This is a genomic window from Geodermatophilus sp. SMS 5-13 (genome assembly GCF_059428245.1).
The window spans coordinates 2,784,373-2,807,044 of sequence record NZ_CP165729.1; the positions used below are offsets into that span (position 1 = coordinate 2,784,373).

At 74.8% G+C, this 22,672-nt stretch carries 19 protein-coding genes; 8 read left to right on the forward strand and 11 right to left on the reverse strand.

Annotated elements, in window-relative coordinates; all coding sequences use genetic code 11:
- Positions 1-49: 49 nt before the first annotated feature.
- Positions 50-3,052: an aminomethyl-transferring glycine dehydrogenase gene (gene gcvP, locus AB3388_RS13565; RefSeq protein ID WP_495411291.1), complete on the forward strand. Its 3,003-nt coding sequence runs from the start codon at positions 50-52 to the stop codon at positions 3,050-3,052.
- A 62-nt stretch (positions 3,053-3,114) separates the two neighbouring features.
- Here gcvP and AB3388_RS13570 read toward each other — a convergent pair whose 3' ends face one another.
- Both AB3388_RS13570 and coaA read right to left on the reverse strand, forming a co-directional pair.
- Positions 3,115-3,312, reverse strand: a complete 198-nt coding sequence (locus AB3388_RS13570) for a DUF5999 family protein (protein WP_495411292.1) — start codon at positions 3,310-3,312, stop codon at positions 3,115-3,117.
- Positions 3,313-3,517: 205 nt separating this feature from the next.
- Entirely contained in the window at positions 3,518-4,480 is a 963-nt protein-coding gene (gene coaA / locus AB3388_RS13575) for a type I pantothenate kinase (RefSeq protein ID WP_495411293.1), read from the reverse strand.
- Positions 4,481-4,580: 100 nt separating this feature from the next.
- On the opposite strand from coaA, the gene AB3388_RS13580 reads away from it, so the two are divergent.
- Positions 4,581-5,396: a GNAT family N-acetyltransferase gene (locus AB3388_RS13580; protein ID WP_495411294.1), complete on the forward strand. Its 816-nt coding sequence runs from the start codon at positions 4,581-4,583 to the stop codon at positions 5,394-5,396.
- 17 nt (positions 5,397-5,413) lie between these two features.
- Here the strand turns inward: AB3388_RS13580 and AB3388_RS13585 are convergent, their stop codons facing one another.
- From AB3388_RS13585 to AB3388_RS13595, 3 genes are all read right to left on the reverse strand, one after another.
- A complete protein-coding gene (locus tag AB3388_RS13585) occupies positions 5,414-5,959 on the reverse strand; it encodes a YbhB/YbcL family Raf kinase inhibitor-like protein (RefSeq protein WP_495411295.1) in 546 nt (181 codons plus the stop codon).
- A 100-nt stretch (positions 5,960-6,059) separates the two neighbouring features.
- A complete protein-coding gene (locus AB3388_RS13590) occupies positions 6,060-7,307 on the reverse strand; it encodes an RNA polymerase sigma factor (protein ID WP_495411296.1) in 1,248 nt (415 codons plus the stop codon).
- The gene (locus AB3388_RS13595; protein WP_495411297.1) at positions 7,304-7,669 is read right to left on the reverse strand and encodes a YciI family protein; all 366 of its coding nucleotides are present in this window, start codon (positions 7,667-7,669) and stop codon (positions 7,304-7,306) included. The genes AB3388_RS13590 and AB3388_RS13595 overlap by 4 nt, the downstream gene beginning before the upstream one ends.
- A 110-nt stretch (positions 7,670-7,779) precedes the next feature.
- Between AB3388_RS13595 and AB3388_RS13600 the strand changes: the two genes are divergently transcribed.
- Together AB3388_RS13600 and AB3388_RS13605 are read left to right on the forward strand one after the other, a co-directional pair.
- Positions 7,780-8,514, forward strand: coding sequence for an HAD family hydrolase (locus AB3388_RS13600; protein WP_495411298.1), 735 nt, complete (start codon positions 7,780-7,782; stop codon positions 8,512-8,514).
- Positions 8,507-10,876 (forward strand): glycoside hydrolase family 65 protein, encoded by a 2,370-nt coding sequence (locus AB3388_RS13605; RefSeq protein WP_495411299.1) that lies wholly within the window; start codon positions 8,507-8,509, stop codon positions 10,874-10,876. The genes AB3388_RS13600 and AB3388_RS13605 overlap by 8 nt, the downstream gene beginning before the upstream one ends.
- A gap of 6 nt (positions 10,877-10,882) precedes the next feature.
- On the opposite strand, the gene AB3388_RS13610 is transcribed toward AB3388_RS13605, so the two are convergent.
- The 3 genes from AB3388_RS13610 to AB3388_RS13620 form a co-directional block, all read right to left on the reverse strand.
- Entirely contained in the window at positions 10,883-11,407 is a 525-nt protein-coding gene (locus AB3388_RS13610; protein WP_495411300.1) for a pyridoxamine 5'-phosphate oxidase family protein, read from the reverse strand.
- Between the two features lie 70 nt (positions 11,408-11,477).
- Positions 11,478-12,179, reverse strand: coding sequence for a M50 family metallopeptidase (locus tag AB3388_RS13615; protein WP_495411301.1), 702 nt, complete (start codon positions 12,177-12,179; stop codon positions 11,478-11,480).
- 7 nt (positions 12,180-12,186) lie between these two features.
- Positions 12,187-17,307: a SpoIIE family protein phosphatase gene (locus AB3388_RS13620; RefSeq protein ID WP_495411302.1), complete on the reverse strand. Its 5,121-nt coding sequence runs from the start codon at positions 17,305-17,307 to the stop codon at positions 12,187-12,189.
- Between the two features lie 148 nt (positions 17,308-17,455).
- Here AB3388_RS13620 and AB3388_RS13625 point away from each other — a divergent pair, with 148 nt between their 5' ends.
- Positions 17,456-18,103: a LysE family translocator gene (locus AB3388_RS13625; RefSeq protein WP_495411303.1), complete on the forward strand. Its 648-nt coding sequence runs from the start codon at positions 17,456-17,458 to the stop codon at positions 18,101-18,103.
- A 59-nt stretch (positions 18,104-18,162) separates the two neighbouring features.
- On the opposite strand, the gene AB3388_RS13630 is transcribed toward AB3388_RS13625, so the two are convergent.
- Positions 18,163-18,525, reverse strand: coding sequence for a VOC family protein (locus tag AB3388_RS13630; protein WP_495411304.1), 363 nt, complete (start codon positions 18,523-18,525; stop codon positions 18,163-18,165).
- Positions 18,526-18,629: 104 nt separating this feature from the next.
- Here AB3388_RS13630 and AB3388_RS13635 point away from each other — a divergent pair, with 104 nt between their 5' ends.
- A complete protein-coding gene (locus AB3388_RS13635; protein ID WP_495411305.1) occupies positions 18,630-19,184 on the forward strand; it encodes a cysteine hydrolase family protein in 555 nt (184 codons plus the stop codon).
- 29 nt (positions 19,185-19,213) lie between these two features.
- On the opposite strand, the gene AB3388_RS13640 is transcribed toward AB3388_RS13635, so the two are convergent.
- Positions 19,214-20,095 (reverse strand): adenylate/guanylate cyclase domain-containing protein, encoded by an 882-nt coding sequence (locus tag AB3388_RS13640; RefSeq protein WP_495411306.1) that lies wholly within the window; start codon positions 20,093-20,095, stop codon positions 19,214-19,216.
- A gap of 614 nt (positions 20,096-20,709) precedes the next feature.
- Here AB3388_RS13640 and AB3388_RS13645 point away from each other — a divergent pair.
- Positions 20,710-20,934 (forward strand): hypothetical protein, encoded by a 225-nt coding sequence (locus AB3388_RS13645; protein ID WP_495411307.1) that lies wholly within the window; start codon positions 20,710-20,712, stop codon positions 20,932-20,934.
- A gap of 8 nt (positions 20,935-20,942) precedes the next feature.
- Here the strand turns inward: AB3388_RS13645 and AB3388_RS13650 are convergent, their stop codons facing one another.
- A complete protein-coding gene (locus tag AB3388_RS13650) occupies positions 20,943-21,350 on the reverse strand; it encodes a hypothetical protein (RefSeq protein WP_495411308.1) in 408 nt (135 codons plus the stop codon).
- Between the two features lie 106 nt (positions 21,351-21,456).
- Between AB3388_RS13650 and AB3388_RS13655 the strand changes: the two genes are divergently transcribed.
- Positions 21,457-22,641, forward strand: a complete 1,185-nt coding sequence (locus AB3388_RS13655) for a MalY/PatB family protein (protein WP_495411309.1) — start codon at positions 21,457-21,459, stop codon at positions 22,639-22,641.
- Positions 22,642-22,672: the final 31 nt, after the last annotated feature.

Consider the following 22,672-nt stretch of genomic DNA (forward strand, 5'->3'; position numbering starts at 1 on the left):
CTGGGTCGCCTCCGGTTGACGCCTGGCCCGCGCTGGTAGCGTGCAGGTAGTGACCGACCGCGCACCGCTGACCGGGTCGCTGCCCTCGCTGGCCGCCCTGGATCCCTCCGGTTCCTTCGCCGCCCGCCACATCGGCCCGCGCGACGACGAGACGGCGGCCATGCTCGCCGCCGTCGGCTACGACTCCCTGGACGCGCTGGTGGACGCCACCGTCCCCGAGGGGGTGCGCGACCGCGCGCCGCTGAACCTGCCGCCCGCGGCCGACGAGTTCGCCGTCCTCGCCCAGCTGCGCGAGCGCGCGGAGGCCAACGAGGTCTACACCTCGATGATCGGGTTGGGGTACCACGGCACGGTCACCCCGGCGGTGATCCAGCGGAACATCCTCGAGAACCCGGCCTGGTACACCGCCTACACGCCCTACCAGCCGGAGATCAGCCAGGGCCGGCTCGAGGCGCTGCTGAACTTCCAGACGATGGTCGCCGACCTCACCGGCCTGCCGGTCGCCGGCGCCTCGATGCTGGACGAGGCCACCGCCGCCGCCGAGGCGATGACGCTGGTCCGCCGCGCCGGCCGGGCGAAGCCGGACGCCGTCTTCGTGGTCGACGCCGACACGCTGCCGCAGACCATCGCCGTGCTGGAGACCCGCGCCGAGCCGCTCGGCATCCGGCTGCACGTCACCGACCTCTCCGCCGGCTGGCCCGCCGACCTGCCCGAGGCGGGCGCCTTCGGCGTGCTGCTGTCCTACCCGGGGGCCAGCGGCGCGGTCCGCGACCACCGGGCGCTCGCCGCCGCCGCGCACGAGGCCGGGGCCGCCGTCGTCGTCGCGGCCGACCTGCTGGCGCTGACCCTGCTGGAGGCGCCGGGGGAGTGGGGCGCCGACGTCGCCTGCGGGACGACGCAGCGTTTCGGCGTCCCGCTGGGCTTCGGCGGCCCGCACGCCGGCTACCTGTCGGTGCGCGAGGGCCTGGCCCGGCAGCTGCCCGGCCGGCTGGTCGGCGTCTCGGTCGACGCCGACGGCGACGTCGCCTACCGGCTGGCGCTGCAGACCCGCGAGCAGCACATCCGCCGCGAGAAGGCGACCAGCAACATCTGCACCGCGCAGGTGCTGCTCGCGGTCATGGCCGGCGCCTACGCCGTCTACCACGGCGCGGATGGGCTGGCCGCGATCGCCGCCCGCGTGCATCGCAGCGCCCAGGCGCTGGCCGGCTGGCTCACCGCCGGCGGCCTGGAGCTGGCGCACGAGTCCTTCTTCGACACCCTCGCCGTCCGGGTGCCCGGCCGGGCCGGCGAGGTCGTCGCCGCGGCCGCGCAGCGGCGGATCAACCTCTGGCAGGTGGACGACGACGTCGTCCAGGTGAGCTGCGACGAGGTGACGACGCCGGAGATCCTGCGCGCCGTGGCCGAGTCGTTCGGGGTGACCCCGGGCGAGCTGCCCGACGGCGGGCCGGACGCGCTGCCCACGGAGCTGCGTCGGCGGACGCCGTTCCTCACCCACCCGGTCTTCTCGGCGCACCGCTCCGAGACCGAGCTGATGCGCTACCTGCGGGCGCTGTCGGACAAGGACCTGGCGCTGGACCGCACGATGATCCCGCTGGGCTCGTGCACCATGAAGCTCAACTCCGCGGTGGAGATGGCCGCCGTCACCTGGCCGGGGTTCGCGGGGATCCACCCGTTCGCCCCGGCCGGGCAGACCCGCGGCTACCGCCGGCTGATCGACGAGCTGTGCGCCGACCTGGCCGAGATCACCGGCTACGCGGCGGTCAGCGTGCAGCCCAACGCCGGCTCGCAGGGCGAGTTCGCGGGGCTGCTGGCCATCCACCGGTACCACCGCGCCCGCGGCGACGACCAGCGCGACGTCTGCCTCATCCCGAGCTCCGCGCACGGCACCAACGCGGCCAGCGCCGTCATGGCCGGCCTGCGGGTCGTGGTGGTGGCCTGCGACGACGCCGGCAACGTCGACCTCGCCGACCTGCGCGCCAAGGTCGACAAGCACGCCGAGCGGCTCGCCGCGATCATGCTGACCTACCCGTCGACCCACGGCGTGTTCGAGACCGAGGTGCAGGAGATCTGCGCGGCGGTGCACGACGCCGGCGGCCAGGTCTACGTCGACGGCGCCAACCTCAACGCGATGGTGGGGCTGGCCCGGCCGGGGCGTTTCGGCTCCGACGTCAGCCACCTCAACCTGCACAAGACGTTCTGCATCCCGCACGGCGGCGGCGGCCCGGGCGTCGGCCCGATCGGCGTGGCCGAGCACCTGGTGCCGTTCCTGCCCGGCCACCCGCTGGCCGACACCGGCGGGCAGGGCCCGGCGGTCTCCGCCGCCCCGTGGGGCTCGGCCGGCATCCTGCCCATCTCGTGGGCGTACCTGCGGCTGATGGGCCCCGGGGGCCTCACGCGGGCGACCGAGCACGCGATCCTCGGCGCGAACTACCTGGCCGCGCGGCTGGGCGAGCACTACCCGGTGCTCTACACCGGCGCGACCGGGCTGGTGGCGCACGAGTGCATCCTCGACATCCGCCCGCTGACCAAGGCGACCGGCGTGACCAACGACGACATCGCCAAGCGGCTGATCGACTTCGGTTTCCACGCGCCGACGATGAGCTTCCCGGTCGCCGGGACGCTGATGGTCGAGCCCACCGAGAGCGAGGACAAGGGCGAGCTGGACCGGTTCGTCGAGGCGATGGCGACGATCCGCGCGGAGATCGAGAAGGTCGCCACCGGGGAGTACGACAAGGCCGACAACCCGCTGCGCAACGCCCCGCACACGCTGGCCATGGTGGCGGGGGAGTGGGACCGGCCGTACGCGCGCAGCGTCGCGGTGCACCCGGTGCCGGGGCTGGTCGGCCGGTCGTATCTCAGCCCGGTGCGGCGGATCGACCAGGCCTACGGCGACCGCCACCTGGTCTGCGCCTGCCCGTCGCCGGAGGCGTTCGCCGAGCCGGACCCGGCCGAGATCGCGGCCGACCTCGCCGGTCAGCGCGACGTCGCGCGGGCCGACGGAGCGCCCGACGACCTCGGCACGACTCAGGACGTGGTAGCCGGCCAGGCCTGAGGGCGGCCCCGCTGCCGGGGCCCGGCGCGAGCGTGCGAGCGACGGGGGCAGCGGGGTCCTTCTCAGACGAGTGCCGGCGTCCGCCAGATGTGGTGGTCGCCGAACGACCGGCCGTCGGGGAGCAGCTCGCCGTCGTCGTCGAAGAGGACGACGCCGTTGCAGAGCAGACGCCAGCCCTGCTCGGGGTGGCTCACGAGTACGGCGGCGAGGTCACGGCTCTCGCTGTCGGCCTCGGGGCACGGAGTCGCGTGGTGGCACATCGGAGTTCCCCCTGGGAAGAAGCACGGCCGGGTGGCCGGAATTACTGTGAGTATTCGTCCTGTTACAGGACTTCCTGAAGTGTGCGCGCGCTCACAGGCCCGTGTCAGGTGACGGAATCCACGACGTCACCCCGACGGGTGGGCAGGTCTCGCCATGGCGCGACGCCCGGCACGCGGCGCAGCATGCCGCCGGGTGCGCCCAGCGTCAGAGCTTGCGGAGCAGCACCCGGCGCACGGAGTGGTCGGCGGACTTCTGCAGCACCAGCCGGGCGCGCGAGCGGGTGGGGGCGATGTTGGACCGCAGGTTCGGGCCGTTGACCGCCGCCCAGATGCCCAGCGCCGTCTCGCGGGCCTGCTCGTCGGAGAAGTCGGCGAAGCGGTGGAAGTACGCCGAGGAGTCGGCGAACGCGGTCCGCCGCAGCGCGAGGAACCGGTCGACGTACCACTGCTGGATGTCGGCCTCGGCGGCATCGACGTAGACGGAGAAGTCGAAGAAGTCGGAGGCGAAGACCTCGGGCGCCGTCCCGTCGGCGCGGTGGCCGGCCTGCAGCACGTTGAGGCCCTCGAGCACGAGGATGTCGGGCCGGTCCACCGTCTGCCGGACACCGGGCACGATGTCGTAGGACTGGTGGGAGTACACCGGCGCGGACACCTCGGGCCGGCCGGACTTCACGTCGGCGAGGAAGCGCAGCAGCGCCCGCCGGTCGTAGCTCTCCGGGAATCCCTTGCGGCCGAGCAGGCCACGGGCCTCGAGGGCGGCGTTGGGCAGCAGGAACCCGTCGGTGGTGACCAGGTCGACGCGCGGGCGGTCCGGCCCGGCCGCCAGCAGCGTCTGCAGCAGGCGCGCGGTCGTGCTCTTGCCGACGGCGACGCTGCCGGCGACGGCGATGACGAACGGCACCTTCTCCGTGGAGTCCCCGAGGTAGGAGTGCTGCGCGGCCCACAACCGGCGGCCGGCGGTCACGTGCAGGTTCAGCAGGCCGGCCAGCGGCAGGTAGACCGTCGTCACCTCGTCGAGGTCGATCCGGTCGCCGAGCGAGGCCAGCGAGCGCAGCCCGGCCTCGTCCAGGGGCAGCCTCGAGCCGGCGGCGAGCGCTCGCCACGAGGCGCGGTCGAACACCGCGTAGGGCGAGATCTGGGGTCGGGTCCCGGCCGTCACGCCTGACATGGTGCCGTCCGCGCCCGCGAGGTCACCCGGCCGGGTGGGGGAGCGGTCCGGATCGCCCGGATCCCGGCGTCCCCTGGCGCGGCCCGTCTACTGTGCCGGTGTGCCGACCCGCCGCGGGATGCTCGACTGCATCGAGCGCTACTTCGCCGCCGCGCCGCTGCCCGACGCACGGATCGAGGCCGCGGGCGCGCTGGACGTGCCGATCGGCGACATCGCCTGGCCGTACCCCGCCCGACCGCGCCCGGGCGCCGGCAAGGTGACCCCGAACGACCTGCGCGCCGCGGTGCTGCTCCAGGAGAGCGGCGGCCTGCCGGTCGGCCTGGAGTGGATCGCCGAGCGGTCGCCGGAGGTCGCCGGGGTGGCACGCGAGGCCGGGCTGGCGGTCGACGAGCTGCCGCTGCTCGTGGCCGACGACCCGGTCGAGCTGCTGCTGCCCCCGGGCGTGCGGCTCTACCTCGTCGGCGCCGACGACCCCGACCTGGCCCGCTACGAGCGGGTGGCCACGGTCGCCTTCGCCCACCCGGGCGGACGGCACGACGTCGTCGAGGTCCCGCCGGACACCTCGCTCGAGGCCGCGGCCCGGACGGCGGCGCTGCGCGAGCGGATCGCCGCCGGCCGCACCGTGATGATGGTCGCCGTCGAGGACGACGAGCCGGTCGCCGTGGGCTCGCACCAGCCGGTGGACGTCGACGGCAGCGAGGTCTCCGAGGTCGTCGGCGTCGCGACACTGCCGCGGCTGCGGGCCCGCGGGCTGGGCGCGGCGCTGGCCTCGGCGCTGACCGCGCACGCCCGCGAGACCGCCGGCCTGGTGTTCCTCACCGCCGGGGACGACGACGTCGCCCGCGTCTACGAGCGGGTCGGCTTCGCCCGCCTCGCCACGACCGGCGTCGCCGAACCCCCCGACCAGGTCCTTTAGCGCGAGAAAGTCCCCGGTTACTGCTCGAAGGTGGCGACGAGGGTCGCGCGGGCGAGGGTGTGGCCGAACAGGTTGAACCCGTGGAAGGCCGGTGACGCCTCCGCCGGCACGCCCATGTCGTCGGTGTCGAGCGCGTGGACGACGAAGTAGTAGCGGTGCGGGCCGTGGCCGGCCGGCGGCGCCGCCCCGATGTACCCGGCGAAGCCGCCGTCGTTGCGCAGCATGTACGCGCCCTCCGGCAGGTTGGCGCCGCCCTCCTCGCCGGCGCCGCTGGGCAGCTCGGTGACCGAGGCCGGGATCCCGGTGACGATCCAGTGCCAGAAGCCGCTCGCCGTGGGCGCGTCCGGGTCGTAGCAGGTGACCGCGAAGCCCCGCGTCCCCTCCGGGAAGCCCGACCAGGACAGCTGGGGGGAGCGGTCCTCGCCGCCCTCGACCCCGAACCGCCCGCTGGTGTGCGGCATCGGCAGGGTCCGGCCCTCGGTGCACTCGGTGCTGGTCACCGTGAAGGTGGGCACCTGGGGCAGGAAGTCGTACGGGTTCGGCGGCACGGGCCGGTCGGCCATCGGGAGCTCCCTCGGTCTCGGGTGTGCGGGGACGGCGTGCGCCGCCCTGACCGCGACCCTAGGCAGGGGGACAAGAGCCCGCGCGCCGACGGTGCAGCGCTCAACCAGTCAGCTCGGCGAGCCGTTCCTGCAGGAAGGCGCGGTCACCGGCGTCGACGGCGAGCAGCAGCGCGCGGCGGTAGTCGGCCGCGGCGGCGGCGTCGTCGCCACTGCGGCGGCGCAGCTCGGCCCGGGCGGCGGGCAGCCACGGGTAGCGGGCCAGCGCCGGGTCGTCGGCGACCGCCTCGATCGCCCGGAGCCCGGCCAGCGGCCCGTCGACCTCGGCGACCGCCACGGCGCGGTTGAGCGCCACCACGGGGGTCGGCCACTCGGCCAGCAGCGCGTCGTAGAGCCGCAGCACCTGCGGCCAGTCGGTCGCGGCCGCGTCCGGCGCCCGCGCGTGCTCCGCCGCGATCGCCGCCTGCAACGTGAAGCGGCCGGCGGGGTGCGGCATCAGCGCGCGCACCAGCGCCAGACCCTCGGCGACGGCGGCGCGGTCCCACCGGCCGCGGTCCTGGTCGGCCAGCAGCACCACCGATCCGTCCGCGGCGCGGCGGGCGTCGCTGCGCGCACCGGTGAGCAGCGCCAGCGCCAGCAGACCGCGCGCCTCGGTCTCCTCGGGCACCAGCGCGACCAGCGCCCGGGCCAGCAGCAGCGCGCGGGCGGCCAGCCCGTCGTCGGCGCCGGGCGACTCGTGCGCGCAGGTCAGCACCAGGTGCGCGACGTCCAGCGCGCCGGCGACCCGGGCGGCCCGGTCGTCGCCGCCGGGCAGCCGCAGCGGGATCCCCGCGGTGGCGATCTTCCTCTTCGCCCGCGTCAGCCGGGCCGCCGTCGTCGCCTCGGAGGTGAGCATCACGCGGGCGATCTGCGCGGTCGGCACGCCGCACACCGCGCGCAGCGTGAGCGCCAGCCGCGCCTCGGGGGAGAGGGCGGGGTGCGAGCACAGCAGCACCAGGCGCAGCAGGTCGGCGCCCTCGTCCGCGCCGTCGTCCGGCGCCGGGGGAGGGGCGCCGTCCCGGGTGATCCGCTCCACCTCGCCCACGAGGGCGGGCAGCGCCCGCCGCTCGGTGGCCAGCCGGCGCAGCCGGTCGGTCGCGCGGTTGCGGGTGGCCGTGGTCAGCCACGCCGCGGGGTTGGCGGGGACGCCGTCGGTGCGCCAGGTGCGCAGGGCGGAGGCGAACGCGTCCTGGACGCACTCCTCGGCGGCGTCGAGGTCGCGCAGCACGCGCACGGTCGTCGCCACCAGCACCGGCCACTGCGACCGGTGCACCTGCTCCAGCGCCGTCCCGACGGCGTCCCCTGCCGTCACCCGCCGAACTGCCAGACGGGCCGCACCTCGACCCCGCCCTGGCTGACCGGGCACTGCCGGGCCAGCTCGAGCGCCTGGTCGAGGTCGCGTGCCTCGATCAGGTAGTAGCCGCCGAGGGCCTCCTTGGTCTCGGCGAACGGGCCGTCGGTGAGCAGCGGCTCGGCGTCGGCGGCGTCCCGGCGCAGCGTGGAGGCGGTCTGCGTCGACTGCAGCGCGCTGCCGCCGAGGATCTGGGCGCCCTCGGCGGCGGCGACCGCCTCGGCGAACGCGCCGTGCCGGCCCATCTCCGCCGCGATCTCCTCGTCGGTGGGCGCGGCCCAGCGGGTCTCGTCGTCGTAGAGCAGGAACAGGTACTGCGGCATCGGGCATACCTCCGTGGTGGGGCCGGGCTCTCCGGCCTGCAGTTTCTTCGACGTCCGGGATCACGCAGATCGACAGGTCAGCCGGAACTTTTCCTGGGTAGCGTCGCAGCGTGCTCGGTCTCCCGGAGTCCATCCGCGCGTGCCTGTTCGACCTCGACGGCGTCCTCACCCGGACGGCGACGGTGCACTTCGCCGCCTGGAAGCGGACCTTCGACGAGTTCCTCCACGGCCGCGAACCCCAGGCGCCGGAGTTCAGCCAGCTCGACTACAACCGCTTCGTCGACGGCAAACCCCGCGCCGACGGCGTGCGGGACTTCCTGGCCAGCCGGGGCATCCACCTGCCCGAGGGCAGCCCCGGCGATCCCTGGGGGGCCGGCACCGTCCAGGCGATCGCCACCCGGAAGAACGACGCCGTCCTCCAGGAGCTGGAGGAGCACGGCGTGGAGGTGTATCCCGGCTCGATGCGCTACCTGCGTGCGGTCAAGGACGCCGGCCTGGTCACCGCCGTCGTCACCGCCTCGGCCAACGGCGAGCAGGTCGTGTCGGCCGGGGGCTTCGCCGACCTCATCGACACCCGCGTCGACGGCGTCGTGGCCGCCCGGGACCACCTGCGCGGCAAGCCCCAGCCGGACACCTTCCTCGCCGGCGCGCGGGCGCTGGGTGTCGATCCGTCGCAGGCGGTCGTCTTCGAGGACGCGCTCTCCGGCGTGGCCGCCGGGCGGGCCGGCGACTTCGGCTACGTCGTCGGCGTCGACCGGGTCGGGCAGGCCGACCAGCTCAAGGAGCACGGGGCGGACGTCGTCGTCACCGATCTGGCGCAGCTGATGGAGGGCGGCCATGACTGAGGGGCGGGCCTCGTTCCCGGTCGAGCCGTGGTCGCTGACCGAGGTCGGTCTCGACCACTCCTCGCTCGGCGTGCACGAGTCGGTGTTCGCGCTGGCCAACGGGCACATCGGGATGCGGGGCTCGTTCGAGGAGGGGGAGCCGGTGGTCGTCCCCGGCACCTACCTCAACGGCTTCTTCGAGGAGCGGCCGCTGCCCTACGCCGAGGCCGGCTACGGCTTCCCCGAGCAGGGGCAGACGGTCGTCAACGTCACCGACGGCAAGCTGATCCGGCTGCTGGTGCGCGACTCCCCGCTGGACCTCAACTACGGGGAGATCCTCGAGCACAAGCGGACCCTCGACCTGCGCAACGGGGTGCTGCGGCGGCTGACCGAGTGGCGCTCGCCCAGCGGCCGCACGGTGCGGGTGACCAGCACCCGGCTGGTGTCCCTGGTCCGCCGGTCGATCGCCGCGATCGAGTACACGGTCGAGGTCGCCGACGAGCTGGGCGACCTCTACGTGGCGCTGCAGTCGGACCTGCTGGCCAACGAGGACGCGCCGACCAGCGAGGTCGAGGACCCGCGCATGGCCGCCGCGCTGGCCAAGCCGCTGCAGTCGGAGATCGCCGTGGCGCGCGGCCGCCGGGCGGTCCTGGTGCACCGCACGCAGCGCAGCCGGCTGCGGATCGCGGCGGGGATGGACCACTACCTCGAGGTGCCCGACACCAGCACCGAGGACATCGAGGCCACCGGTGACCTGGCCCGCTGGACGCTGGCCGCCCGGCTGCCGCAGGGCAGCTCGCTGCGGATCGTGAAGTACCTGGCCTACGGCTGGTCCTCGCGCCGCTCCGGCGCCGCGCTGCGCGACCAGGTGGAGGCGGCGCTGGCCACCGCGAAGCTGGCCGGCTGGGACCGGCTGCTGCGCGAGCAGCGCGAGCTGCTCGACCAGCACTGGGACGAGGCCGACGTCGAGATCGACGGCGACGACGAGCTGCAGCAGGCCGTGCGGGTCGGCATGTTCCACGTCCTGCAGGCGGGCCTGCGCGCCGAGCGCCAGCCGATCCCGGCCAAGGGGCTGACCGGGCCCGGCTACGACGGGCACACCTTCTGGGACACCGAGACCTACGTGCTCCCGGTGCTCACCTACACCGCGCCCGGCGCCGCCCGCGACGCGCTGCGGTGGCGGCACTCCACCCTGGACAAGGCCCGCGAGCGCGCCCGGGTCCTGGGCCTGCGCGGCGCCGCGTTCCCGTGGCGCACCATCCGCGGCGAGGAGACGTCGGGGTACTGGCCGGCGGGGACGGCGGCCTTCCACATCAACGCCGACATCGCCGACGCCGTCGTCCGCTACTGGCACGCGACGCTCGACGAGGACTTCGACCGCGACTTCGGCGCCGAACTGCTCGTCGAGACCGCCCGGCTGTGGGCGTCGCTGGGCCACTTCGACGTCGAGCACGGCTTCCGCATCGACGGGGTGACCGGGCCGGACGAGTACACCGCGGTCGTGGACAACAACGTCTTCACCAACCTCATGGCGCAGCGGAACCTGCGCGAGGCGGCGCACGCGGTCAAGCGGCAGCCCGACGTCGCCGGCCGGCTCGACGTGAGCGACGCCGAGGTCGAGACGTGGCTGCGGGCGGCCTCGCTCATGGCGGTGCCCTACGACACGCAGCGCGGGGTGCACATGCAGTCCGACGCCTTCACACACCACGAGGAGTGGGACTTCGAGAACACCCCGCAGGACAAGTACCCGCTGCTCCTGCACTTCCCGTACTTCGACATCTACCGCAAGCAGGTGATCAAGCAGGCCGACCTCGTCATGGCCCTGCACCTGCGCGGGGACGCGTTCACCCTCGACGAGAAGATCGCCGACTTCGCCTACTACGAGGCGCGCACCGTGCGGGACTCGTCGCTGTCGGCCGCGCAGCAGGCGGTGGTGGCCGCCGAGACCGGGCACCTGCAGCTGGCCCACGACTACTGGGGCGAGGCGGCGCTGACCGACCTGCAGAACCTGCACCACAACTCCGGGCACGGCCTGCACATCGCCTCGCTGGCCGGGGGCTGGACCGTCGCCGTCGCCGGGTTCGGCGGGATGCGCGACCACTCCGGCGAGCTGATGTTCGCCCCGCGGCTGCCCGAGCGGATCACCCGGCTGCGCTTCCGGGTCGTCTACCAGGGCCGCTGCCTGTCGGTGACCGTCGAGCAGAAACGGGCGACGTACCGGCTGCGCGAGGGCGACCCGATCGACATCCGCCACCACGGGCGCCAGGTCACCGTCGACCACGAGGACCTGGTCCTGGAGATCCCGCAGCCGCCGAAGGTGGAGCCCGTGCACCAGCCCAAGGGTGCCGAGCCCCGCCGCCGCAGCCGCCCCCGCTCCGACTGAACGCGTTCAGAGGCGCCAGCGGGTCGCCCCGCCGGGCGCGGCGGCGAGGACCACCGTCGCCTCGCGCGGGGCCAGCCGGTAGACCCGCCAGGGCGGCGGACCCGCGGAGGGCGCGCTGTACTCCGCCGTCAGCGCGAGGCCGGTCTCGTCGGGGCGGGCCGGCCAGCCGCCGGCGGCATACCGGCGGGCCGTGTCGGCGACGGTCTCGGGGTCACCGACGAGGGCGGCCTCGCCGTCCACCACGAGGTCGAACTCGTCGGTCGACAGGCTCAGCGAGCAGCGGGGGTCCCGCGCCAGGTTCCTGCCCTTGCGGGTCTGCTCCCCGGTCGTGAAGTAGAAACTGCCGGAGACCCACAGCGCGCCGACGCCGGTGACGTGCGGGCTGCCGTCGCCGTTGATGCTGGCCAGCCAGCAGGTGTTCGGGCGGGAGGTCTCGCGCTCGGGCTCGAGGCCGCGGTCCAGCCGGGCCACCACCGTGTCCCAGTCGACCAGCGGCAGTCCGTAGAGGTCCGCGAGGTTCGTGGCGTCCATGCTCCTTCGACGGTCCGGCGGGCGAGGAATCATCGCTCGATCGACCGTTATCCCTAACACCGTTGCGGCGTCAGCCGACGAGCCACCAGCCGCCGAGGGCGAGGGCCCCGAGATCGACGAGGAGGAAGAACCCCACCCAGAGGACGGCGGGCAGGTGGGTCAGCCGGGCCAGCTGGTCGGCGTCGGAGTCCGGCGCCGCACGCCGGCGCCGTGCCCGCTGCAGCTCGACCACGGCCTTGGGGGCGGCCAGCAGCAGGAACCACGTGCCGACGGCGGCGAACGCGGCCTGGCCCGTCGGCGGCAGCCACCACGTGGCGGCGAAGACGACGACCCCGGTGACCAGCACCGACCACAGGCCGAACCAGTTGCGGATCTGCAGCAGCAGGAGGGCCAGCAGGAGCAGCAGCGCCCACAGCAGGCCGACCGCGTGGCCCGCGGCCAGCAGGGCGGCCGCGCCGAGGCCGAACAGCCCCGGCCCGACGTAGCCCGCGGCGCAGGTCAGCACCATGCCCAGGCCGGTCGGCCGGCCCGCGGAGACGGTCAGGCCGGAGGTGTCGGAGTGCAGCCGGATGCCCGCCAGCCGCCGGCCGCACACCAGCGCGACCGCCCCGTGCGCGCCCTCGTGCGCGATGGTCACGACGTTGCGCGTGATCCGCCACAGCGCGGGGGAGAGGACCAGCAGGGCCGCGACGGCGGCGGCCGCGAGCAGCACGTTCCTCTCCAGCGACGGGACGACGGCGGTGACCCGCTCCCAGAACCGCTCGAGGAGCACCGCCCGCCTACCGGTCGTCGACGGCCACGGCGAGCAGGTCGTCCAGCCCCGCCAGCCCGAGGACACGGGCGGGGGAGCCGCCCGGGTCGACGAGCACGCGCAGCACCCCGTCACCGGCTCCGGCCCGCGCCACCGCCTCCAGCAGCAGCCCGACCCCCGCGCTGGCGAGATAGGTGACGCGGCGCAGGTCGACGGTCACCTCTCCGGGCAGCGCGGCCTCCAGCGCGGCGAACAGCTCGGGACCGACGGTCCCGGCCGAGCGCAGGTCCAGCTCGCCGGCCAGCTCGACGATGCCGCTCTCCGCGTGCACGGTGAGCCGGGCCTCCCGGCTGCCGCCGTCCGCGGACGGCGGGCGCCGGCGGACCCGGGACTCCTCCCGGCCGGCGGCCCGGGCGGGCACGCGGAAGCACACGGTGGTGCCCCCGCCGGGCGTCGGCTCGACGACGACGTCCTGGGCCAGCCGGCGGATCAGCAGCAGGCCGCGCCCGCGGAAACCGGGGTCCGCCGGCGCCGGCCGCCAGGTGCCGAAGTCCTCGACCCGCACGTCCACGTCCCCGTCGGGCCGCCAGGCCAGGCGGTAGGCGCATTCGCCGGCGGGGGCGTCGCGGTAGGCGTGCTCGACCGCGTTGGCGACGGCCTCGCCGAGCGCGAGCTGCAGGTCCTCGACGGTGTCCTCGGCCAGCCCGGCCTCGGTCGCCCAGGCCAGGACGGTCCGCCGGATCCCGGCCAGCCGCGCGGGGTCGGCCGGCAGCCGGTGCGCGAGCGGCGCCGGGATCAGCCGCGCGGCGATGAGCGCGACGTCGTCGGGCTGGTCGGTGTCGGAGAGGATCTCGTGCAGCACGAGGGAGGCCAGCTGCTGGGGCGCCTCCCGGCCGTGCCGGCGCACCGAGGCGGCCAGCCGGTCCAGCCCGGCGTCCAGCGTCTCGTTGCGCCGCTCCACGAGCCCGTCGGTGTAGAGCACGAGGACGGCGCCCGGTTCGATCTCGGCGGTGCCCTCCGCGTACGGGGCCCGCCCGTGCACGCCGAGGACGGTGCCGGCCCCGGCGTCGGCGAGGTACTGCACGTGACCGCCGGAGAGCAGCAGCGGCGGGGGATGGCCGGCCCGCGCCCAGCGGATGGCGCCGCGGCTGCGGTCGACGACCAGGCAGGCGGCCGTGGACGCCGTGGCGCCGGGCAGCCGGGTGGCGAAGCGGTCCAGGATCTCCAGGGCCTCGGCCGGGCTGCTGCCGGTGAGCAGGGCGGTCGACAGCGCGCTGCGCAGCTGGCCCATGACCGCGGCGGCGGCCGGGCCCTGGCCGACGACGTCACCGACGGCGATCGCGACGCGGTCGGCGTCGAGCTCCACGACGTCGTACCAGTCGCCGCCGGCCTGGGTGCCCTCCGCGCCGGGCAGGTAGCGCGCGGCGAGGGCGAGCCGGTCCAGCGCCGGCAGCCCCTGCGGCAGCAGGTTGCGCTGCAGCGTCTCGGCGATGCGCTGCTCCGACCGGTAGAGGCGGGCGCGGTCCAGGGCCTGGGCGCACTGCTCGGCGAGCGCGAGCAGGGTGGCGCGCTCGGTGGCCGTGAGCCGGCGCGGCGCGGTCAGGCCGACGCCGATCACCCCGATCACCCCGGCCGGCACGGCCAGGGGCAGCGCCACCCCGCCGGACATGCCCAGCGACCGCATGGTCTCGGGCAGGTCGGGGTGCTGGTCGGGCCGGGCGGCCAGCCACGCCGCCAGGTCCTCGAACCACTGGGGACGGCGCTCGTGCACGGCCAGGGTCAGCGGGCGCGGGATGAACAGCGGGATGTCGTCCCACCGGGCGCCGGCTCCCGTGCGCGCCCCGTCGGGCATCAGCGAGGTGAGCACCCGCCGGGACTCGTCGACCTCGTAGACCACGGCGCTGCTGCCCTCACCCAGCAGCTGGCGGATGTGCGCGGCGGCGGTGGCGCCGACCTGGCCGGGCGTGGTGGCGGCCGACAGCGCCGCCGTCGCGCGCTGCAGCAGGGACAGCCGCTCGGCGCTGGCCCGCTCGTCGGCGAGCAGCAGCGCGTTGTCCACCGCCAGCGCGGCGCGGGCGGCGATCTCCTCCACGAGCTGCTGGTCGTCGCTGCTGAACCCCGGCGACTCCGGACGGCGGCCGAGGGACAGGACCGCCAGCACCCGCCCGTGCGCCAGCAGCGGGACGACCATCCGGGAGTTCGCGAGCAGCCGCCGGCGCAGGTCCGCGGGCCGGGCGTTGCGTGAGCTGATGACCGGGACGCTGCGGTCCGGCGGCAGCACCACCGTGCGGGTGGTCTCCACCGCCTGCAGCACGGGCGGCGTCTCCTCCTCGAACGAGGCGATGACCGCCTCGGTCGCGGGATCGAGCGCGGCCACGGCCGCGCGGCGCAGCCGGCCGTCGTCCTCGATCCGGCGGATGTCGCACGCATCGGCGAGCCGCGTCGTGACCAGGAGGCGGGCGAGCTGCCCGAGCTGCTCGTCGACGCCCGCGGCCCGGTCGAGCGCCGCGCCGACACCGGCGAGCAGGCTCTGCCGCTGGCTCTCCCGGTAGCGGGCGTTGATGTCGGTGCAGCTGCCGACGTACCCGCCGTGCGCCGTGCCGCTGCCCAGCGGCGCCGCGCGCTCCAGCAGCCAGTGGTAGGCCCCGTCGGCCCGGCGCAGCCGGTACTCGACCTCCCAGGACCGGTGGCCGGCCGACGCCGCGGACACGATCTCGAGGTAGCGCTCGCGGTCCTCGGGGTGCAGCCGGCTGCGCCAGCCGTTGTGCAGGTCCTCGGCGCCCGAGGAGCCGGTGAACTCCTGCCAGCCGGCGTTGAGGAAGACCCGCCGTCCCTCGGCGTCGGTCACCCAGATCAGCGCCGGGGCGAGGTCGGCCATGGCGCGGAACCGCTCCTCGGCCTCGCGGCGGACCCGGCCCAGCTCGACGTGCGCGCCCACGCGGGCCATCAGCTCGCCCGCGGAGAACGGCTTGACGAGGTAGTCGTCGGCACCGGCCGCCAGCCCCTCGACCGCGGCCTCCTGGCCGGCCCGTGCCGACAGCAGCAGAACCGGGACGCGCGCCGTGCGGTCGTCGGACCGCAGCCCGGCGACCAGACCCATGCCGTCGAGCCGCGGCATCATCACGTCGCTGACGACGAGGTCCGGCGGCGCGGCCAGCGCCGCCTCGAGCGCGGCCTGGCCGTCCGGCACCACCTCGACGCGATAGCGCGGGGTCAGCAGCCGGGAGAGGTACGCGCGCATGTCGGCGTTGTCGTCGGCGACCAGCACACGCCCGGGCGCCAGGGCGAGCGGGCCGGCCGTGGGATCGGCGACCGGGACCGGCGGCCCGTCCGGCTCGCCGGAGCCCGGCAGCCAGCGGAGGGCCTCGGCGACGAACGGCGCGGCGGCGGCGGAGACGCCCACCGCGGACGCCTCCGGGGCCACCTGCTCGGGCGGCAGATGGGCCGAGCCCAGGGGCAGCGTCACGGTGAACGTCGTCCCGACGTCCTCCTGGCTGTCCACGGCGATGGTGCCGCCGTGCAGCCCGACCAGCTCGCGCACCATCGCCAGGCCGATGCCGCTGCCCTCGCCGGAGCGGGCCCGGGCCCGCTCGACGCGGTGGAAGCGCTCGAACAGCCGGGGGAGCTCCCCGGCCGGGACGCCGGTGCCGGTGTCGCGCACGGTGAGGACGGCGGAGTCGCCGTCCCGGCGCAGCGCGACTGTGATCCCGCCCTCGAAGGTGAACTTCACCGCGTTGGACAGCAGGTTGAGGACGACCTTCTCCCACATGTCGCGGTCGACGTGGACCGGCACGCCCAGGGGCGGGCAGTCGACGTCGAAGCGCAGGCCGGCGCGCTCGACGGCCGACCGGAAGACGCTGGCCAGCTCCGCGGTGGTCGCGGCCAGGTCCACCGGCTCGAACCGGGCCTGGATCCGGCCGGCCTGCAGCCGGGAGAAGTCCAGCAGCGTGTTGACCAGCTTGCCCAGGCGCAGCGCGTTGCGCTCGATCACCTCGAGTTCCTCGCGCGCCCGGGGGGCGTCGTCGAGCGCGGGGGAGTGCCGCAGCTCGGCGAGCGGGCCCATGATCAGCGTCAGCGGCGTGCGGAACTCGTGGCTGACGTTGGAGAAGAAGTCGGTCTTCGCGCGGTCCAGCTCGGCGAGGGCCTCCGCGCGCCGGCGCTCGGCCTCGTAGCTGCCGGCGTTGACCAGCCCGGAGGCGATCTGGCCGGCCAGCAGCTCGACGAAACCGCGGCAGGCGTCGTCGAACGAGCGGTGCGGGTTGAGCCCGACGACGAGGAACCCGGTGACCGGCCCGTGCCCCTGCGCCGACGACGTCAGTGGCAGGGCGACCGCGCGCTGGGGCGGGCGCTCCCACGCGCCGGTGGGCAGGCCCGGGAACCGGGCGGCCAGGTTCTCGACGACGACCTGCTCGCCGGCGCGGATGCGGGCGAGCGGCCAGGCGGGCTCGGGGTCGTCGACGCCGATCTCCATGGGGGCGGCGGCGGAGCCGGGGGTGATGCCGGCGGCCGCGCCCAGCCGGGCGGTGCCGGCGTCGTCGACGAGGTAGGTGAGGCTGAACGGCAGGTCGGCCGGGTTGCGGCCCAGCTGGTCGGCCACCGCGGCGAGCACGTCGTCCTCGGTGCGTGCGGCCGTGACCGCCGCCGCCAGGTCGCGCAGCGTCCCCATCCGCCGCTCGCCGAGCACCCGCCCGGTGGTCTCGGTGACCACGCACAGCATGCCCTCGGTGCGGCCGTCGTCGCTGTCGACCGGGCTGTAGGAGAAGGTGTGGTAGGTCTCCTCGGGGTAGCCGCTGCGCTCCAGGAACAGCAGCAGGTCCTCGTCCCAGGTGGCGACGCCGGTGTCGAGGACCGACCGGATGCGCGGGCCGATGTCCTCCCAGATCTCCGCCCACATCTCCGACGCCGGCCGGCCGAGCGCCCACGGGTGCTTGGCCTGCAGGGTGTCGCGCCAGTAGGCGTCGTTGTAGAAGGCGGTGAGCTCCGGGCCCCAGGCGGCCCACATGGAGAACCGCGACGTGAGGACGATCCGGACCAGGTTGCGCAGCGCCGCGGGCCAGGTCTCCGGGGCGCCGACGGCGGTCTGGCTCCAGTCCCGCTCCGCCATGGCCCGGCCGAGCTCGCCGCCGTTCCGGAAGAGCGGGTCGTCCATCCCCTGGCCACCTCTCTGTGCTCCCGGCTCGGCGCGCTGTCCGGTAGCAGGGGTCCGCCACGGGTTGGTCTGGTTCACCGGTCCCGCCCGATTCTGCCAGTCGAGAAGTCGATCGACGCGCCGGGCGAGGGATGCCACGATCCGGTGCGTGGAGGTGCTCGGGTCGCTGCCGGCCTTCGTGTTGGCCGTGCTCCTCATCTCCGCCTCGCCCGGGCCGGCGATGGCGCTGATCTTCCGGCGGGCCGCGCTGCGCGGCCTGCGCGCCGCCGTCCCCACGGTGCTCGGCCTGGAGCTGGGCCTCTACGTCTGGGCGCTCTTCGCCGGCGCCGGCTTCGCCACCCTGGTGGCCGCCTCGGAGATGGCCTACCTGGTGCTGCGCGTCGTCGGCGCGGCGGTGCTTCTCTACCTCGGCATCAAGGCGCTGCGGACCGCCTGGCGCGAGCGGAAGGCCGCAGCGGCGGCCGAGGCGCCGGCGGAGGAGCCGCTCGGGCGTCGGCGCTGGTGGGGCTCGTTCGGCGAGGGCGTCGTCGTCCAGCTGGCCAACCCGAAGGCGGCCGTGTTCATGATCGCCTTCTATCCGCAGTTCGTGCCCGCCTCCGGACCGGTCTTCACCACCACGGCGCTGCTGGGTCTGCTGCAGATCACCCTCGAGACCGGGCTGTACCTGGCTCTGGCCGCCGGTGTCGCGCGGGCCGGCGCGTGGTTCCGCCGGCCGCGGATCCGGGCCCGCGTCGAGGCGGTCAGCGGCACGGTGCTGGTCGGCCTGGGTCTCCGGGTGGCGGCCACGACGCGCTGACCGGCCGGGCGGGAGAGGGGGATCCGTCACAGTGACGGAATGCCTGCCGTGCACCGGGGTCAGAGCGGCTGGGTCAGGTTGACCGCGTTGCCGTCCGGATCCCGGACGTGCAGCACCCGCTGGCCCCACGGCATGTCGGTCGGCCCGCCGGTGACCCGGCCGCCGAGTTCGGTGACCCCTGGGAGCAGGGCGTCGACGTCCGGGACGTCGATGCTGAGCAGCACGCGGCCGGGCTCGCCGACGGGCACCGAGCCGTCGGCGGTCAGCCCGAAGGCGAAGTCGCCGGCCCGCAGCCCGAGGTAGAACACGTCGCCGTCCTCGGGGAAACGCGCGGTCACCTCGGCGCCGAGCAGGGTCGCGTAGAAGGTGCGCAGGCGCTCGAGGTCGGGCGTGACGAAGATCGGGCTCGCGGTGATGGGCATGTCGGGGGAGACCGCGCCGGGCGCCGGAACTCATCGGTTTGTCGGTGGACCGGCTTAGCCTTTCCCGGCGAGACGAGCGCGTCCGACCAGCGAAGGAGATCGCCATGACCACCCTGCCGGATCGTTCCCGCACCGCCCTGGTGGTGATCGACGTCCAGCAGGGCGTCGTCGCCGGCGCGCACGAGCGCGACGCGGTGGTCGCCAACATCGGCGCGCTCGTCGACAGGGCGCGGGGTGAGGGCGTGCCGGTCGTCTGGGTCCAGCACTCCGACGAGCAGCTGCAGCAGGGGAGCGACGCCTGGCGGTACGTCCCGGAGCTGACCCGCCGGGAGTCCGAGCCGCTGGTGCACAAGAGCTACGGGGACTCGTTCGAGGACACCGAGCTGGAATCGGTGCTGGCGCGCGCCGGGATCGGGCACCTCGTGGTGACCGGGGCGCAGACCGATGCGTGCATCCGGTCGACCATCCACGGCGCGTTCGCCCGCGGCTACGACGTGACGCTCGTCGGGGATGCACACACGACGGAGGACCTGACCGCGTGGGGCGCGCCGCCGCCGGAGGCGGTCATCGCGCACACCAACCTCTACTGGCAGGAGCAGGCGGCACCCGGTCGCACGGCGGGCGTCACGGAGACCAAGGACGTGACGTTCGGCGGCTGAGGGGGAGTGGACGCCGATCGAGGTGTCGGCTACGTGGCTGCACCGTGCTCCTCGCCCGCCGCGGCGACGACCAGGAAGACCCGGCGTGGCTCGGGGATGCCTTTCAGGTGGTGGATGCCGCAGTCCTGGTAGGCGACTCCCGAGCCTGCGGCCAGTTCTCGCGTCGTGCTGGAGACGAGGATGTCTCCGGCATCGCCCAGCGCCATGATGCGAGCGGTCTCGTGGACCGCCAGCCCCCGGATCCCCCCGGGGACCAGTTCCACCTCGCCGACGTGGAGACCTGCGCGGATGTCGAGGCCGATGCCGCGCACCGCGGCGCGGATCTCGACCGCGGCCTGCACCGCACGCGCAGCGCCGTCGAACACGATCAGGAACCCGTCGCCGGCGGTGTCTATCTCGCTGCCGCGGTAGCGCTCGAGGACCTCGCGAACGAGGGTGCGATGGCGATCGAGCAGGTGATCCCAGGCCGCATCGCCCACCGCGGACACCCGCTCGGTCGACTTCGCGATGTCCGTCATCAGCATGGTCGTCAGCACGCGCTCACCGACCGGCGGCTTGCCCCAGCCGCGCCAGCCACCCCAGACGATGGAGACGACCGGCTCGTCACCGATGACCCAGTTGTCATGGCCGGGCGGGATGTCGAAGACGTCCCCGGGGCTGACCTCGAACCGGGTGCCGTCGTCCATCCGGCCGCCCATGGCACCGGACAGCATGAACCCCACATGGTGGAACTGGCAGCTCGCCGTTCCGGCGATGGGCCGCACGTGCGTGGACCACCGCCAGCCGGGCTCCAGCACGAGCCGACCGACGACCATCTCGCCGACTCTGACCGTGCTCGCCGACCCCTTGTCGATGGAGAGGGTCTCGTCGGGCGCCGACAGGTTCTTCATCCGTGGATGCAGGATGTCCACCCGGGTCTCCCTAGCCGCCTCGGCCGCCGTGACGACACGGTAGTGACCAGCAGCAGAGGTGGGGAGGTGCTGCCGCCCGGTCCCGCTCAGCAAGTTGACATAATGTGCATTATCGGCGCTGGCGGCCAGGCCCTGGAAGGGGTCGCGATCCTGGTCGCCCTCCGGGTTCGATGCACCTGACCTGACGTATCGCGGCTCCGTTCGCGACGTGCTCGTCGACGCTCGCCGGCCGGGCTTCCCCGTCGACGGCGTTGCGCAGGCGTCTCGTCATCGTGCGCGTGACGTCGCGCGTCCCGCCGGGCCCAGCCGCCCGGCCGGACGACCGCCGCCGTCAGGTGTCCCGCCGGCCACCCCCTGGATCACCCGCCGACTCCCCTGTCATGATCAATTCATTTCATGATCATCTCCGGGTCCGACGTCATGATCGTCCGGGCGCCCGTCACCACCATCCCGGGCCGGCACGGCGTCCCGGCCCCGACCGCCGCCCCTTCCCCGGTCCGGCCCATACCCCCGTCATTACGTCACTGTGACGTAATGACGGGGGTATGGGCGGCCGGACGTCCGGCGCCCGCAGAGTTCGTTTCGCGGGGGCGGCGGCTGGAAAGGGTCGGTGCATGCGCATCCGACGTCCGCTGGCCGGCCTGTTCGTCGCCCTGACGCTGTTCGGCGGTGGCAGCGCCACGTTGGCCGGCTGCGGCGACCCCACGGAGGGCAACACCGGAACACCCAAGGACACCGCGTCGACCACGCCGTCGTCGCCGTCCCAGAGCGATCTACCGGACAACAGCAACCGCGAGCCCAGCTCCAGCGACACCGGAAACGACGCCGGGAACGGCTGACGGAAGCCTCAGCCGGCGCGCTCGGAGACCCAGAGACGGTCGAGCCGGCCCGTCGAGCGCACCAGATCGACCAGTGACTGTTCCAGCTCGGCCTTCGTCGGCTTCTCGGTGAGCAGCGTCTGCACGTCCTCGAGCGCGCAGCGCAGCTGGTACAGCCGGTCCTGCAGGCCGTCCAGCTCCGCCCGCGTCACCAGGACGACGTCGCCGGACAGGCCCGCCTTGCTGGTCGCCGACCGCTGCTCGTAGGCCCGCTGCCGGCAGGCCTGCCCGCAGTACATCCGGGGTCTGCCCACCGAGCCCTGCTGCGGGAGCACGCGCCGGCACCAGCCGCAGCGCCGCTGCTCCGCGCTCTCCTTGTGCCGCTCGGTCGTGCGCCGGACGTCCTCCGCCGTTCCGGCCGGATGCTGCTCTGCCACGTCTGGGCACGCTAGACGCACCCACGGACAATCCCCGGGGACACGCCAGTACTGCGCGGAGACTCACGTCCCGCGGACCGTCCGCCCCGGAGGCCGGGAGGAAGCCATGACCGCGGCCGCGCCGCACGACGAGCCCGCGCCCTTCGACGCGCGCACCGAGGACGCCCTGCGCGCCTTGGGCAGCCTCAAGTGGAGCCGGTACCGCCCGGCCATCGGCGCCTTCGTCGCCGAGATGGACTTCGGCACCGCCCCCGCCGTCGCGCGGGCCCTGCACGAGGCCGTCGACCGCGGCCGGCTGGGTTACGTCACGGACGACGACGTCGCCGGGATGGCCGCGGCCTGCGCCGGCTGGCAGGAGCGCCGCTACGGCTGGACGGTGCGGCCGGAGTGGATCGCCCCGGTGGCCGACGTCCTCGCCGCGCTGCAGGCGGCCATCGAGCTGTACACGCCGCCGGGCAGCCCGATCGTGCTGCCCACGCCCGCCTACATGCCGTTCGTGAAGCTCCCCGGCATGCTCGGCCGCCCGCTGATCGAGGTCCCGATGAGCGAGCGCGACGGCCGAGCCACCTACGACCTCGACGGCATCGCCCGCGCGTTCGCCGCCGGCGGCCGGCTGCTCGTGCACGTCAACCCGCACAACCCGCTCGGCCGGGTGTTCACCGCCGACGAGCAGCTGGCCCTGGCCGAGGTCGTGGACCGGGCCGGCGCGCGGGTCTTCGCCGATGAGATCCACGCGCCGCTGGTGCATCCCGGCGCGGTGCACCGGCCGTACGCGTCGCTGTCCCCGGTCACCGCCGCGCACACGGTCACCGGCACGTCGGCGTCCAAGGCGTGGAACCTGCCCGGCCTCAAGGCCGCCCAGCTGATCTTCTCGAACCAGGCCGACGTCGCCGTCTGGGCCGAGCGCGGCGGCCTGTTCCTCCCCGGGGTGTCCACCCTCGGTGTCCTCGCCGCCACCGCCGCCTACACCGAGGGCGGTCCGTGGCTGGCCGACGTCCTGCGGTACCTGGACGGCAACCGGCGCGCGCTGGCCGGCCTGCTGGCCGAGCACCTGCCGGGCGTGCGCCACCGCCCACCGGAGGGCACCTACCTGGCCTGGCTGGACTGCCGCGGGCTCGGGCTGCCGGCCTCGCCCGGCGCGTTCTTCCTGGACCGGGCCGGCGTCGCGCTGGTCGACGGCCCCGAGTGCGGCGCCGGGGGCGCCGGGCACGTCCGGCTGAACTTCGCCACGCCGCGCGCCGTCCTCACCACGATCGTCGAGCGCATGGCCAAGGCGGTCCGCCCGTCCTGACCAGGGCGGACGACGGCCGCCCGGCACCGGC